This window comes from Mesorhizobium sp. M0306, assembly GCF_040321655.1.
In the GTDB taxonomy this organism is placed as follows: Bacteria; Pseudomonadota; Alphaproteobacteria; order Rhizobiales; family Rhizobiaceae; genus Mesorhizobium.
This window is the reverse complement of the sequence record NZ_JAMYRY010000042.1, coordinates 1-13,846: the sequence shown is the minus strand read 5'-3', so window position 1 is coordinate 13,846 and position 13,846 is coordinate 1. Positions and strand designations below refer to the sequence as shown.

The following is a 13,846-nucleotide window of genomic DNA, read 5'->3' as shown; positions in this document are numbered from 1 at the left end:
GGCAAGGCATCGGCCTACTTTCCAGCGTCACAGAAGGCGCGCTTCCCCACACGCCCGCGATCGCCTCCATACCCGGCCCGACCGGGGACGCCGGGCCTGTCGATTAAGCGTGGTGGCCGATGCTGCGCTTCCAAATTCGATCGCCACAGTCTGATCGCACCGAACTCGATGCTGCTCGAAGCAAATCGTGCGGCTCTGACATGGATCAGGGCGAGCAGGCCACGGCTGCGCAATAAGGCACTGCGGTTTGGCGCCCGCCGGAATTGGAAATCGGGGCTTGCGATGAAATTCGGCACAGAGATCGTCCTTCTAAGCCTGTTTGCGTTTGCGGCCCTGGTGGCTGCCGGCTTCGGCGTAGATGAACCTTTTCGCCAGCATATGTGGGTTTTGTTCTTCGCCGTGGCTGGCTTCACTGCGATTCTGTTGCGCAACACGGAGTTCAAGCCGACAGTTCCGATCGACCCCGCCGCTTACATGGATGGGCCGATCCGCTACGGTGCCATCGCCACCGTATTCTGGGGCGTCGTCGGCATGCTGGTCGGCGTGGTCATCGCCCTGCAGCTCGCCTACCCGGATCTCAACATCCAGCCCTGGTTCAATTTCGGCCGACTGCGGCCGCTGCACACATCCGGTGTTGTGTTCGCTTTCGGCGGCAACGCGCTGATTTGCACGTCTCTCTATGTGGTGCAGCGCACCTGCCGCGCGCGTCTGTTCGGCGGCGATCTCGGCTGGTTCGTGTTCTGGGGCTATCAGCTGTTCATCGTCATGGCGGCAACCGGCCACCTGCTCGGCATCACCGAGAGCCGCGAATACGCCGAGCCCGAATGGTATGTGGACCTGTGGCTGACCATTGTCTGGGTCGCCTATCTCATCCTGTTCCTCGGCACGATCCTAAAGCGCAAGGAACCGCACATCTATGTCGCCAACTGGTTCTACCTTGCATTCATCGTGACCATCGCAATGCTGCATGTGATCAACAACCTGTCGATGCCGGTCTCCTTCCGGGGCTCCAAGAGCTATTCAGCCTTCTCCGGCGTACAGGACGCCCTGACGCAATGGTGGTACGGCCACAATGCCGTGGGCTTCTTCCTCACCGCCGGCTTCCTCGGCATGATGTATTACTTCGTGCCCAAGCAGGCCAACCGGCCGGTCTATTCCTACCGGCTGTCGATCATCCACTTCTGGGCTTTGATCTTTCTCTACATCTGGGCCGGCCCCCATCACCTCCACTACACCGCACTCCCTGACTGGGCGCAGACGCTCGGGATGGTGTTCTCGATCATGCTCTGGATGCCGTCATGGGGCGGCATGATCAACGGCCTGATGACGCTATCCGGCGCCTGGGACAAGATCCGGACCGACCCGATCATCCGCATGATGGTGATGGCCGTCGCCTTCTACGGCATGTCGACCTTCGAAGGCCCGATGATGGCGATCAAGACGGTCAATTCGCTCTCGCACTACACCGACTGGACCATCGGTCACGTTCATTCGGGCGCGCTCGGATGGGTTGGCATGATATCGTTCGGCGCGATCTACTACATGGTGCCGAAGCTTTGGAGCCGTGAACGGCTCTATTCGCTGCGGCTCGTCGCCTGGCACTTCTGGCTGGCGACACTTGGGATCGTCGTCTACGCCGCTGTCATGTGGGTGTCCGGCATCATGCAGGGCCTGATGTGGCGCGAGTACGACGAGCAGGGCTTCCTGGTCTATTCCTTCGCCGAAACCGTCGCCGCCATGCATCCCTACTACATCATGCGTGCCATCGGCGGCGCGATGTATCTGTCGGGCGCCCTCATCATGGCCTGGAACATCGCCATGACCATCCTCGGCTACCAGCGCGAGGAGGATCCGATGCCGCGCTCCATCCCCGCCCTCCAGCCTGTGCGATCAGGAGCCAGAAAATGGGCCTGATGGACAGACACGCGGTCATCGAGAAGAACGCCACACTTCTTCTCCTCGGGTCCCTGCTGGTCGTAACAATCGGCGGTATCGTCGAGATCGCGCCGCTCTTCTATCTCGACAACACCATCGAGAAGGTGGAAGGCATGCGGCCCTATTCGCCGCTCGAGCTCGCCGGGCGCAACATCTATGCGCGCGAGGGCTGTTACCTCTGCCATAGCCAGATGATAAGGCCGTTCCGCGACGAGGTCGAGCGCTACGGCCACTATAGCCTGGCGGCCGAGTCGATGTACGACCACCCGTTCCAGTGGGGCTCGAAGCGCACCGGGCCGGATCTCGCCCGGGTCGGCGACCGCTACTCGAACGGATGGCACGTCCAGCATCTCACCGAGCCGCGTTCGGTGGTGCCGGAATCGATCATGCCGAGCTACGCGTTCCTGAAGGACATGCCAATCGAGGTGAAGGATTTCTCGACGCATCTGATCGCCAACAGCCGTGTCGGTGTGCCCTATTCAGACGACATGATCGCTCATGCCAATGCCGATCTCATGGCGCAGGCCGATGCGAATGCCGACACATCGGGCCTGGAGAGACGCTATCCGAAAGTCAAGGTTGGGGACTTCGACGGCGATCCGCAGCAGGTCACCGAAATGGATGCGCTGGTCGCCTATCTCCAGATGCTCGGCACGCTGGTCGATTTCAGGACCTATGACGAAGCCGCCGGTTACCGCTGAGGAGAATGGCGATGACCTACAATTTCATGCGGGAGTTTGCCGACAGCTGGGGCCTGCTTGCCATGGCACTTTTCTTCCTCGGATGCGTTGCCTTTGCATTTCGTCCCGGCAGCCGCAGGCAAGCCGAGAGAGCCGCTCACATTCCTCTCAAGGACGACTGATCATGGGCAGCGAGCATATCGACGAGGTTTCGGGCATCTCGACGACCGGCCATGAGTGGGACGGCATCAAGGAACTCAACAACCCGCTTCCGCGCTGGTGGGTCATCACCTTCTACATCACCATTGCCTGGGCGATCGGCTACACCGTCGTCTATCCGGCATGGCCGATGCTGACTTCCGCGACCAGGGGTGTGCTGGGGTATTCGAGCCGCAAAGACGTCAAGAATGAACTGGCGGCGGCCGAAGTGGCCAAGGACAAATATGTCGCTGCCATTCAGGCGAAGACCGTCTCCGAGATTACTGCCGACGATACACTACGCGAATTCGCGGTCGCCGCAGGTGGCGCCGCGTTCAAGGTCAATTGCGTGCAGTGCCATGGCTCGGGCGCTCAAGGGTCCAAGGGTTTTCCCAATCTAAACGACGACGATTGGCTGTGGGGTGGCAACGCCGAACAGATCCAGCAGACGATTGCGCACGGCATCCGCTTCGCATCAGACCCGGATACGCGCCTGTCGGAAATGCCTGCTTTTGGCGACATCATCACGACGGATCAGATCAAGCAGGTCGGCGCCTATGTCGCAAGCCTCTCCGATCCTGTTCAGGACACAAGCCTGATCGAACTCGGCGCCAATGTTTTCGCCGAGAATTGTGCGGCCTGTCACGGTGAGAATGCAAAGGGCAACAGCGAGCTCGGCGCACCCGACCTGACCGACGCGATCTGGCTATACGGGTCTGGCGAAACAGCTATCGCCGCGCAGGTCCGCGCGCCGAAGCACGGCGTCATGCCGGCCTGGATCGGGCGTCTCGGCGAGATCAAGGCCAAGGAACTCGCGGTCTATGTCCATTCGCTTGGTGGCGGAGAATAGGTACGCAGCCTATTCTCGTCCTCCCCCCCACCGCCAAGCGACGAGGCCCGGCGCGAGCCGGGCCTCGGCATCATCCAGAAACCGATGGGTCGGGCTTCCGGCGAAATCGTCGCTGGTGACTGGAGCTTCTCGTGCTCGATAACACGCAAATAGAACGGCTCGAAGCCGATGCGGTCAACTCCGCCAAGACCCGTCAGCCACTCTATGCCTCACGCAAGAAGATCTTCCCGAACCGGGCCTCTGGCAGTTTCCGCCGCTTCAAGTGGTCGGTGATGGCAATCACGCTGGGGATCTACTACCTGACCCCCTGGCTGCGGTGGGATCGCGGGCCATTTGCCCCGGACCAGGCCGTGCTGGTCGATCTTGCCAACCGCCGCTTCTACTTCTTCTTCATCGAGATATGGCCGCAGGAATTCTACTACGTCGCCGGCCTGCTGGTCATGGCCGGTGTCGGCCTTTTCCTGATCACATCCACCGTCGGCCGGGCCTGGTGCGGCTATACCTGCCCGCAGACCGTGTGGGTCGATCTGTTTCTGGTCGTCGAGCGAGCCATCGAGGGCGACCGCAACGCGCGCATCAAGCTCGATGCCGGTCCCTGGACTGCGCGCAAACTCGTGCTGCGAACATCGAAACACGCCATTTGGCTGGTCATAGGGGTGCTGACCGGCGGCGCCTGGATTTTCTATTTCGCCGATGCGCCGACGCTGCTTGGGGAACTCTTCACCGGCACCGCCGCCCCCGTCGCCTACATCACCGTGTCCGTGCTGACGGCGACGACCTATACGTTCGGCGGGCTGATGCGCGAGCAGGTCTGCACCTACATGTGCCCATGGCCGCGCATCCAGGCGGCCATGCTCGACGAGAATTCCCTCACCGTCACCTATAATGACTGGCGCGGCGAACCGCGCTCGCGTCACGCCAAGAGGGTCCTTGCCGCCGGGCAGCCCGTCGGCGATTGCGTCGACTGCAATGCCTGTGTCGCGGTGTGCCCGATGGGGATCGACATTCGTGATGGCCAGCAGCTTGAATGCATCACCTGCGCGCTCTGCATGGATACCTGTGACGGTATCATGGACAAGCTCGGCAGGGAGCGCGGACTGATTTCCTATGCGACGCTGGCCGACTACAACGCCAATATGAGGCTGGCGACCCCGGGCGGCTCCGGTTCAGTCAACCCGTCACTGGTCAGGAGCGCTGACGGCCTGTTCTCCGACAAGGTGGCCCGTTTCCATATCCGCAAGATCTTTCGCCCGCGCACCTTCATCTACATGGGCGCCTGGTCGGCGGTCGGTCTCGCGCTGCTCTATTCGCTGCTGACCCGCGAACGGCTCGAATTGAATGTCCTGCACGATCGAAACCCGCAGTTCGTGACGCTGTCCGACGGTTCGATCCGCAACGGCTACACCGTCAAGCTGCTCAACATGGTCCCCGAACCAAGAACGATCATTGTCACGATGCAGGGCCTGCATGGAGCCGAAATGAGCGTTGTCGGTATCGACCTGGCGGCGGATCGCTCCTTCGCCATCCCGGTCGAACCCGACCGGCTCAAGATGCTCAAGGTTTTCGTGCGTCAGCCGGCAGATCAGGTTCGGGGTGCAGCGCAAAGCTTCAAGTTCCGGGTCGAAAACAAGGCAACGTTCGAGTTGGACGAATACACGGCCACTTTCAACGCACCGGAGATCGCCAGATGAGCGACACCTCGCGACAATCCCGCGAATTCACCGGCAGGCATATGCTGTTCACCATCCTTGGCTTCTTCGGCGTGGTCATAGCGGTCAATCTGACGATGGCGACGCTCGCCAACACGAGCTGGACCGGCCTTGTCGTCGAAAACACCTATGTGGCGAGCCAGCAGTTCAACAAGAAGGCCGAGGAGGGGCGAGCTCAGGCAGCCCTCGGCTGGACTGGCAAACTGACCATCGCAGGCGGTGAGGTCCGCTACAGCCTCACCGATGCTGTCGGCAAGCCGGTTGCCTTGCATGGCGTCAAGATGCTGTTTCGTCATCCTGCCTACGAGGCCGAGGACAAATCCGTCACTCTTGCCGCTGCCTCCGGTCAGATATTCGCCGCGCACCACATGCCCACGGATGGCGTCTGGATCGTCGAAATCGACGCCGATGCGAGCCTTGCGGAACCCTATCGCGACGTTCGCCGGATCATGATTTCCCACGGGGCGCTGCAATGAGCTGCTGCGCGCCAGGCGCCGAAATGGCATTGGACCTGGAAAAGGTCACACTGGTCCTGCCTTCTGGCCAGGAAATCAGACTGGCGAGCCGCTCGATCGGCGAAAATCTTCGCCAGACCGACCTCTCGGTGCCGGCTGTGCATTGTGCCGCCTGCATCCAGACGATCGAGACGGCGATCGGCAAGCTGGATCGCGTCGAAGGCGCTCGTGTCAATCTTTCAACGAAACGTGTTTCGATCCGGTGGCGCGGCGACGAGGTTCCGCCATTCGTCGCCACACTTGGACGGCTGGGCTATGGCGCGCACCTGTTCGATCCCGAGGCTGACGGGAAGGACAGGACGCTCTCGGAACTGATCCGCGCCGTCGCGGTCGCCGGCTTTGCGGCGGGCAACATCATGCTGCTATCAGTCTCCGTCTGGTCCGGCGCGCAAGGCGCGACCCGCGACCTGTTCCATTGGCTCTCGGCCTTGATTGCCATTCCTGCGCTCGCTTTCGCCGGCGGCATCTATTTTCGCTCGGCCTGGAATGCGCTGCGCCACAGCCGCATGAACATGGACGTGCCGATCGCGGTCGGGGTATCGCTCGCTTACGCCATGAGCCTCTACGAGACGATCAACCATGGCGACCATGCTTATTTCGACGCGTCGGTGTCGCTGCTGTTCTTTCTGCTGATCGGCCGCACGCTGGATCACGTGATGCGGGAACGGGCACGGACGGCCGTAAACGGACTGGCTCGGCTGGCGGCGCGCGGCGCCATGGTGCTGCGCGAGGATGGTTCGCGCGACTACTTGCCGGTTGGCGAGATCGAACCAGGAATGGAGCTCTTGATTGCGGCTGGCGAGAGGGTGCCCATCGACGGCAGGATCATTGGCGGGGCATCGGATCTCGACTGTTCCCTGGTTTCCGGGGAAAGCACGCCCAGAACGGTGGGCCCGGGGGCGCAGGTCCAGGCCGGTACACTCAATCTCACCGGTCCGCTGACCATCGAGGCGACGGCCGCCGCGAAGGATTCATTCCTGGCCGAAATCGTTCGGCTGATGGAAGCGGCAGAGGGCGGCCGCGCCCGCCATCGCAGGATCGCCGATCGCGTCTCCGCGCTCTATGCCCCCGTGGTCCACCTCACCGCCTTTGTGACGTTCCTCGGCTGGATGGCGGCGACCGGCGACTGGCACCGGGCAATAACAATCGCAATCGCCGTTTTGATCATTACATGCCCGTGTGCGCTCGGTCTCGCCGTGCCGATCGTGCAGGTGGTTGCTGCGCGGCGGCTGTTTGAAAGCGGCGTCATGGTCAGGGACGGCTCCGCCATTGAGCGCCTGGCGGGGATCGACACGGCATTGTTCGACAAAACCGGCACGCTTACGCTCGGACTGCCCAGGCTGATCAATGCGCCGTCCATCGATCTGACGATGCTCGCCATGGCGGCCGAGATGGCAGCGCATTCCCGCCATCCCTTTTCGAAGGCAATCGCTGGCAATGCAGCCTTTGCCGGCCAGCCGAAACTCGCGTCCGTCAGCGAGCATCCGGGCTTCGGCATCGAAGCCATCGCCGAGGGCAGTACCTGGCGGCTGGGTCGCCGCGGATGGCGTGAGTGGAAAGCTCGGATCGGCGGCGAAGGCAAACAAGGCTATGGCGGAACCGTTCTGACGAAGGACGGGGTCATTGTCGCGACTTTCGATTTCGAGGATGAGCTGCGTGCCGATGCCAAGGCGGCCATCGAGCAACTGAACGGCGCCGGCGTGTCGGTGGAGATGCTGTCGGGCGACACAGAAGCTGCCTGCGGCGAAGTCGCGGAAGCACTGGGCGTCGAGCGCTTCGTTCCCTCGTTGCTTCCCTCCGGGAAGGTCGAACACATCGAAGCATTGACGCGAACTGGCCACAAGGTGCTGATGGTCGGCGATGGGCTCAACGACACGCCTGCATTGGGCGCCGCACACGTTTCGATCGCTCCGGCCACGGCGGCGGATATCGGTCGCAACGCCGCGGATTTCGTGTTCCTGCGTAAAAGTCTTCTGGCGGTCCCACTTGCTTTAGACATTTCGCGGAAGGCCGGACGGCTGATCCGGCAGAACATCGCCATCGCGATCGTTTACAATGGCATCGCCGTGCCGGTCGCCATTCTGGGGCACGTTACGCCACTGATCGCGGCGGTCGCGATGTCCGCCTCGTCCCTCCTGGTCATCGGCAATGCGCTACGTCTGCAAGGTTTCGTGTCAAATGCATCGGTGCAAGATGCCCGACATGACAGGCGCTCGGACATTGGCGCACTGGCACAATCCTGATGACGACGCTCGCCTACCTCATACCTGTGGCCCTGTTCCTCGGAGCGCTTGGGCTGGCGGGGTTCCTGTGGGCCTTGAGGAGCGGCCAATATGAAGATCTCGATGGCGCCGCCGAGCGGATCCTGATCGACCGCGACGAGCCACGCAGTTGACCCAGCCTGCCCTGCGAGGACTCGCTCGAATATTTTCCGCGGTTGCTTCGCGTCATGCCGATTTCGGCGCGCGACGGGTGCGAACGGACCAGCCAGGATACGTTGCCGAACTTTCGGCCAGGAAAGGGCCGCACCGAACGGGAAGCCGGCCATTCCATGATGACCTGACCAGACCATGGTGTGGCGGTCGACCAGTCGACCGTGAACCCGCCGTTGCCGCGTTTATCAAGCCTGGTTGATCCACATCAGGGTTATCTCTTCATAGGCATGGTTTCATTGAGCATTTTTGAACGGAGAACGGATGTCTAACGGACGGTTAGGTCGCGTGGAGACGCTTGGGGAGATGAGCCGCAAACCGTGGATCGATTGCGATGCGTTCCAGTGCCCTTCGTCGCAGATAGCCGACGCAATGGCGGCACGCTGATGGCCGGCTCTGTCGATAGATTCGACGTTATTGTGGTCGGAGCCGGGCCGGTCGGACTTTCCTTCGCCGCGTCGCTTGCCCAGAGCCGACTCAAGGTGGCAGTGGTTGAACGGCAGTCGCTCGAAAGCCTGGCGAATCCGGCTTTCGACGGTCGCGAGATCGCGCTGACCCACGCATCGGTTGGAATCCTTCGCGAGCTCGGCGCCTGGGATGCCATCCCCGCTTCGGACAAATCACCGCTACAAGGCGCGCGCGTGCTCAACGGATCGAGCCCTTTCGCCCTGAGCTTCGACTCTCCCAGCGGATCTGGGGAACCACTCGGAATTCTGGTCCCAAATTTTCGGATCCGCGACGCCCTGTTCAAGCTTGTCCACTTCCAGGATCATGCCCAGCTGCTGTGCGGCCGCTCGGTCGTCAATGCAACAACCAGCCACAAAGAAGCAGTCATAAGGCTCTGTGATGGCAGGCAATTGGCCGCTCGGCTGCTCGTTGCAGCGGATTCGCGTCTGTCCGCGACGCGCGACCTGCTCGGCATTGGGGCCGACATCAATCGGCTTGGCAACTCCATGCTGATTTGCCGGGTGAGGCACGAGCGCGCCCATCACCAGATCGCGGTCGAATGGTTCGATCACTATCAGACGATAGCGATGTTGCCGCTCATGGAAGGCGTGTCGTCGCTGCTTCTCACGTTGCGCTCAAACGAGGCCGACAGACTGCTTGCTCTCGACGACGATTTGTTCCTGATGGAATTGACGAACCGTTGTCGAGGACGCCTCGGAGAGATGACCTTGGCAAGCACCCGCCATGCCTATCCGCTGGTCACGACCTGGGCGCACAAGTTCTGGGCTCCGAGTGCGGCACTGATCGGCGATGCTGCCCTCGGCATGCACCCGGTGACCGCGCATGGCTTCAACATCGGCCTCAGCGGCCAGAAGCAACTCGCCGATGGAATCCTGGCGGCATGTCGTGAGCGCCGCGACATTGCTGATCCTGACATGCTCGGCAGATACGAAAGCCGGCTGCGTCTGTCGGCGGCACCGCTCTATCATGCTACGAATGTACTTGTCGCTCTCTACTCAGGCGAGCACCCGACGGCACGGCTTGCAAGACATGCGGGGCTTCGCTTTGCCCAATATCTTCCCTTTATCCGCCATGGCATTTCGGCCATGCTCAGGCGGTGAATCGCAGGCAGCGCTGCCGCTCTGGAACGCTATCTCGGCCCGGCTTCCTTTTGTCTCTGACGTTGCCGATCCTGGCATGATTCGGATCAAGAACGCGCGCGGACGAGACCTTGATGATCAGCCGGCAATCCTCAGAGCAGACCTGCGACCCGAAGCCATGGTGAGCGCACTGGTTATCCCCGCTGGATAGTTAACCCGTCCTTCAGTAGGCCTGCGTAGGCTTGTCCTCGCGAACAACGATGGGAGCAAGCTGGTCCGTCCATGGCCCCGAAGAATGAAGACACGCTGGAGGCCAAAATCCGTCAGGATCAGCTTGCTGACCTGAGGGCCGGCCTCTTCGTGTCGATGCCGATAAGCGCTATTCTGTCAGGCCTGATTTGGGCGGTGCACGCCCTTTCTGGCAGCGGCTTTGCAGCTGCAATCTGGTTCCTGGTCGTCAATGCGATAAATGCCGCCCGCCTTGCACTCGCGCGTTATCAGCTAAAGGAAACGGGGCGCCATGACGGATTAGTGGGGGTTTTGCCGCGGCTTCGCTGGTTTGGCATCCTTGCTCTTCTGGCAGGGTTTGCCTGGTCCTTCCTGGCCGTCCTGACTGTTGGATACACGACACCTCAAGCACCGCTGCATCTGGTCATTCTGGCGGGCATTTCAGCTGGTGCGGTTACATACGGCAGTTCGTATGCCGCGGCGGCGATCAACTTCATCACACCTCCGCTCCTCATCACGGTGGGTTGCCTTTTGGCGAAAGGCAATTTTGAAGACTACATTCTGGCTTTTACCGTTCTGCTCTTCATGGGCGGCTTGGTTCGAGCTTCGTTTGTTGGGCAAGCACGGTTCCGCGAAGCGAGCCGCCTGAGGCATGAGGCCGAGCGGCTTGCGGCGGAGATGAAGGCCAGTTCCAGGCAGGACCACCTGACGGCCCTTCTCAACAGGCGTGGCCTCGAACACGCTATCGGACGGTTCGAGACCGCGGATAGCCCCTTCGTGGCAATGCTGATTGATCTGGACGGTTTCAAATCCGTCAACGATACCTACGGTCACAGGACCGGTGATGAACTGCTTGTCAGGATCGCCCGCCGCATAGAGGAGGAAGCACCGGAAGGCTCAACGCTCGCTCGTATCGGCGGCGATGAATTCGTGCTGTTTTTTCCCTCAACGAGGGTTTCGCTTTCTGCCAGTGATCTCGCCTCCAATATCATAGCCAAAATTGCCCGCCCCTATATCGAGGTCGCGTCCGTCCGGGTCGGGGCATCAATAGGAATATATCTGGCGGAAAGCCCGGGCCTGACCGAAATGTTGTTGCGGGCGGATATCGCCCTTTATACGGCCAAGCGTCGTGGCAGGAACGAATTTTGCCTGTTCGATGCCGAACTCGACAGGGAACTGCAACGCCGCCAGTCCGTCGAACGGGACCTTCATTCGGCGATAAAGACGAGAAGCTTGCAACCTTGGTTCCAGCCGATCGTGAAACTCGACACCGAGGCCGTGGTCGGTTTTGAAGCCTTGCTGAGGTGGTCCCATCCGACTCATGGTGCCATCTCTCCACCCGAAATCATCACAGCTGCACGCGAAACCGGTATGCTTCAGCTGCTGACGCAAACCGTATTCGCCGACTGTTGTGCTTTTATCGACGGCTTGGTGAAAGCTGACTGTCGTGATCTCCGTGTGGCGATGAATGTTTCACCGCGCGAACTGGAAGCCGGCGATATCGACGACATGGTTCTGGATGGTCTGGCGGCAAGAGCTCTGCCTGCAACAATGTTCGAGATCGAGATTACCGAAGAATCCCCGGTGGACCCGGACAGAGTGGATGAAAAGCTCGGACGGCTTTCACATGCCGGCATTTCCATCGCGCTCGATGACTTCGGCACCGGCTTTTCCACGTTGGCATCGCTCAAGGACAGTCGGATACGCAAGGTGAAAATAGACCAGGGCTTCATTCGCGGCTTGGCCAAATCCCGAGAGGACCGACTGCTTGTCAAATCGGTCATCGATCTCGGTAACATGCTCGGGATCGAGGTCATGGCCGAGGGCGTCGAAACAGAGGCGGATCGGCAAACCCTGCACAAGCTTGGCTGCAGGACCGCTCAGGGCTTCCTGTTCTCGAAGGCGGTGCCTCTGAGCCAAGCACTAGAAATGGCAGTCAAACAGCACGCGAATCAGTTGTGACCGCCCCAGCCGCGCTGTCTCTCGCGGCCGTGCGCTCATGAATGGCGGGTATCTGAACTTCCTTGTTTGAAGAGCATGACAATCCGTGCTGTGCGTCAGCCGGCGAACAGTTCCTTGTAGCCAGTCGTCACCATCCAGTTCGCCCGGTCGATATGGCTGCGAAGAGCCTTGCGGGCGCGGACCGGTTCAAGGGCCGGGTCGATGCCGAGAATGAGATCAGCCATCTCCTCTTCGCTGGCATTGTCGGCGCAGGCATCCAGGATCCTCAGGTAGATCGTGAAATGCTCCCTGTCGTAGCTCGTGAGGTTCTCCGACCAGGGGACTTCGTCGCACAGAGTTGAGTTTCGAGTCTCATCTGTTCCCATTGATCGATTCATGCCTGCGAACCTCGCCTGTTGAGCGCCCGCAGCATATCCCAAAATGGGATAATCCGAAACCGGGATTAGTCGCTGATCCGGTCTTTACCCGACCGGTTCGCCTACATGCCCAAGTCTCTTCGATCGCCCCGCCACCAGCGGTTTCTGGCCCAGTTGGTTTCCCTGCGCAAGGCCAAAGGCCTGACTCAGGCGCAGGTGGCCGAGAAGCTTGATCGTCCCCAATCCTTCGTGGCCAAGTACGAGGGTGGAGAGCGTCGTCTCGACGTCATCGAGTTTCTCGACTTAACTGCGGCGCTTGACGCTGATCCGTGCGAGATTCTGTCCAGCCTGCGGTCCTAACGGGCGCCCGCGCGCCTAACGGCTCGCGCCGGTGCTGTGAACCGAGCGCGCTTTTCTTCGGCAAGCTGCCATTCCGCTGCGGGTGGTCTTTACCAGGCCATGCCGATGTAGGATGATAATCCTAGGTGGGGCGATTCCTCAACGGAGATCGCAATGGCTAGGACCAAACTTTCCAAGCAGCTTTCACAGGCTGAAATCGAGCGCTTTCTGGCGGAGGCGGAACGGCTGCACAAGAGCATCGTCCAGCCGCTTCTATCACCTAGCAGCGACCATTACCGGGCTCTCCAACGCACCCATGAAGCGCTGTTGAAGACGGTGAAGGATAGGATGCGCCGTTCATTCAATGGTTCGGAACAGGACCGGTGAATTAGGCCAGACTTATAGACTCCAGACTGCAAACGTCGCATTCTCTCTTCGGGGAGAAGGGGCGTGGGCAACCATCGCTATCAAGACAATCGGTACAACCGTCGCAGGTATGGCGAGCGCCATCGTTCGAAGGACGTTCCGTTGTGGGCAAAGATGGTTGCTGGTGGAACAATCCTGGCTGGCTTTCTTGCCTTCGAAATCGGCCCTGCCGCTGTCAGCTGCAACATCAAAGCCAATATCAGCTACAACACGGGCGAGCGAATCTATCATGTTCCCGGACAGGAATATTACTGGGAGACGCGCATCAACCTGTTGAAAGGCGAGCGCTGGTTTTGTTCGGAGGAAGCCGCGCGCAAGGCTGGGTGGCGGAAGTCTCGGGTCTGAGCGTCCGTGGTAAATGCTTGCGAAAATGCTGCATCGCACATGTTTTCGGTGCAGCATTCATTTGAAGTATTTATCGCGATCCGTTCGAAAAATCTGTCCAGCCTGCCGTCCTGGCGGGCGCCCGCGCGCCTGACGACGCGCACCAGGTGCTCGTGCACCGAGCCCGCTTTTCTTCGGCAAGCTCAGGCGGTCTCGGCCATTCGGCTTCGCCCCTTGGCGTGGGCAGCCCTTCGGGCTGAGACGGCCGCCGCCCTTGCGGGCGGCGCGGTTTGTCTGTTGGCCTTTCCCGGTGGCGCGGGGTGGGCGGCACTCCCTTCTAGGCCC

The 13,846-nt window shown here is 60.8% G+C and carries 14 protein-coding genes; 13 read left to right on the top strand and 1 reads right to left on the bottom strand.

The genetic code is table 11. The features are described 5' to 3' along the window. Positions 1 to 282: 282 nt before the first annotated feature. The 10 genes from ccoN to NKI95_RS31325 all read left to right on the top strand — a co-directional run bounded on the left by ccoN (position 283) and on the right by NKI95_RS31325 (position 12,056). A complete protein-coding gene (gene ccoN / locus NKI95_RS31370) occupies positions 283 to 1,914 on the top strand; it encodes a cytochrome-c oxidase, cbb3-type subunit I (protein ID WP_352721686.1) in 1,632 nt (543 codons plus the stop codon). Continuing rightward, positions 1,905 to 2,636 (top strand): cytochrome-c oxidase, cbb3-type subunit II, encoded by a 732-nt coding sequence (ccoO, locus tag NKI95_RS31365; protein ID WP_352721684.1) that lies wholly within the window; start codon positions 1,905 to 1,907, stop codon positions 2,634 to 2,636. The genes ccoN and ccoO overlap by 10 nt, the downstream gene beginning before the upstream one ends. Before the next feature lie 11 nt (positions 2,637 to 2,647). After that, on the top strand, positions 2,648 to 2,797 hold the full coding sequence (locus NKI95_RS31360; protein WP_352457387.1) for a cbb3-type cytochrome c oxidase subunit 3: 150 nt from the start codon (positions 2,648 to 2,650) through the stop codon (positions 2,795 to 2,797). A gap of 2 nt (positions 2,798 to 2,799) precedes the next feature. Beyond that, on the top strand, positions 2,800 to 3,663 hold the full coding sequence (gene ccoP / locus NKI95_RS31355; RefSeq protein ID WP_352721682.1) for a cytochrome-c oxidase, cbb3-type subunit III: 864 nt from the start codon (positions 2,800 to 2,802) through the stop codon (positions 3,661 to 3,663). A 131-nt stretch (positions 3,664 to 3,794) separates the two neighbouring features. Further along, a complete protein-coding gene (ccoG, locus tag NKI95_RS31350) occupies positions 3,795 to 5,354 on the top strand; it encodes a cytochrome c oxidase accessory protein CcoG (RefSeq protein ID WP_352721680.1) in 1,560 nt (519 codons plus the stop codon). Then, positions 5,351 to 5,848: a FixH family protein gene (locus NKI95_RS31345; protein WP_352721678.1), complete on the top strand. Its 498-nt coding sequence runs from the start codon at positions 5,351 to 5,353 to the stop codon at positions 5,846 to 5,848. Before ccoG ends, NKI95_RS31345 begins: the two co-directional genes overlap by 4 nt. Beyond that, on the top strand, positions 5,845 to 8,130 hold the full coding sequence (locus NKI95_RS31340; RefSeq protein ID WP_352721676.1) for a cation-translocating P-type ATPase: 2,286 nt from the start codon (positions 5,845 to 5,847) through the stop codon (positions 8,128 to 8,130). The genes NKI95_RS31345 and NKI95_RS31340 overlap by 4 nt, the downstream gene beginning before the upstream one ends. After that, a complete protein-coding gene (gene ccoS / locus NKI95_RS31335) occupies positions 8,130 to 8,282 on the top strand; it encodes a cbb3-type cytochrome oxidase assembly protein CcoS (RefSeq protein ID WP_023679633.1) in 153 nt (50 codons plus the stop codon). Before NKI95_RS31340 ends, ccoS begins: the two co-directional genes overlap by 1 nt. A gap of 423 nt (positions 8,283 to 8,705) precedes the next feature. After that, positions 8,706 to 9,887 carry a 5-demethoxyubiquinol-8 5-hydroxylase UbiM gene (ubiM, locus tag NKI95_RS31330; RefSeq protein WP_352618404.1) on the top strand — a complete coding sequence of 394 codons (1,182 nt, stop codon included), beginning with the start codon at positions 8,706 to 8,708 and terminating at the stop codon, positions 9,885 to 9,887. A 261-nt stretch (positions 9,888 to 10,148) separates the two neighbouring features. Continuing rightward, positions 10,149 to 12,056: a putative bifunctional diguanylate cyclase/phosphodiesterase gene (locus tag NKI95_RS31325; RefSeq protein ID WP_352721674.1), complete on the top strand. Its 1,908-nt coding sequence runs from the start codon at positions 10,149 to 10,151 to the stop codon at positions 12,054 to 12,056. A 95-nt stretch (positions 12,057 to 12,151) separates the two neighbouring features. Here the strand turns inward: NKI95_RS31325 and NKI95_RS31320 are convergent, their stop codons facing one another. Then, positions 12,152 to 12,421: a DNA -binding domain-containing protein gene (locus NKI95_RS31320; RefSeq protein WP_023722036.1), complete on the bottom strand. Its 270-nt coding sequence runs from the start codon at positions 12,419 to 12,421 to the stop codon at positions 12,152 to 12,154. Positions 12,422 to 12,538: 117 nt separating this feature from the next. Between NKI95_RS31320 and NKI95_RS31315 the strand changes: the two genes are divergently transcribed. The 3 genes from NKI95_RS31315 to NKI95_RS31305 all read left to right on the top strand — a co-directional run bounded on the left by NKI95_RS31315 (position 12,539) and on the right by NKI95_RS31305 (position 13,522). After that, entirely contained in the window at positions 12,539 to 12,772 is a 234-nt protein-coding gene (locus tag NKI95_RS31315; RefSeq protein WP_023679646.1) for a helix-turn-helix domain-containing protein, read from the top strand. Positions 12,773 to 12,925: 153 nt separating this feature from the next. Further along, the gene (locus tag NKI95_RS31310; RefSeq protein WP_352721672.1) at positions 12,926 to 13,138 is read left to right on the top strand and encodes a hypothetical protein; all 213 of its coding nucleotides are present in this window, start codon (positions 12,926 to 12,928) and stop codon (positions 13,136 to 13,138) included. Between the two features lie 63 nt (positions 13,139 to 13,201). Next, on the top strand, positions 13,202 to 13,522 hold the full coding sequence (locus NKI95_RS31305; protein WP_352721671.1) for a sunset domain-containing protein: 321 nt from the start codon (positions 13,202 to 13,204) through the stop codon (positions 13,520 to 13,522). Positions 13,523 to 13,846: the final 324 nt, after the last annotated feature.